The sequence below is a fragment of the Rhizobium sp. 18055 genome (assembly GCF_902706285.1).
GTDB lineage: Bacteria > Pseudomonadota > Alphaproteobacteria > Rhizobiales > Rhizobiaceae > Rhizobium.
The window spans coordinates 1-398 of sequence record NZ_CACSKD010000444.1 but is presented as its reverse complement, the minus strand read 5'-3'; the positions used below and the strand labels follow the sequence as shown (position 1 = coordinate 398).

At 73.4% G+C, this 398-nt stretch carries 1 protein-coding gene; it reads left to right on the top strand.

Going from position 1 to position 398, the window contains the following annotated elements; genetic code table 11:
• Positions 1-140 precede the first annotated feature (140 nt).
• Positions 141-398 (top strand): DNA gyrase subunit A (locus tag GVL52_RS32595; RefSeq protein ID WP_200848064.1); only part of this gene is annotated, 258 nt, incomplete at its 3' end.

The following is a 398-nucleotide window of genomic DNA, read 5'->3' as shown; positions in this document are numbered from 1 at the left end:
GCTGGCCGCGGGCCGCGGGGCCGCCGCCGGCCGCGTGCGCATGGAGCTGGCGGCGCCGCTGGCGCAGGGCGCGCCCTGAATCACCGAACGACACCGCGGCGCACCGGCTGCCGCGTTTTTCCTTCCATCCTTTCCCACGCATGAGCGACAACGACCAACCCACCCTCGACTTCACCCAGCCCGCGTCCGACGACCAGCTCGGCCTGGCCGGCTATGCGCAGCGCGCCTACCTGGAGTACGCGCTCTCGGTGGTGAAGGGCCGCGCGCTGCCGGACGTGTGCGACGGCATGAAGCCGGTGCAGCGCCGCATCCTCTTCGCCATGGAGCGCATGGGCCTGGCCTACGGCGGCCCCACGCGCAACGTGCCCGCCAAGCCCGTGAAGAGCGCCCGCGTGGTG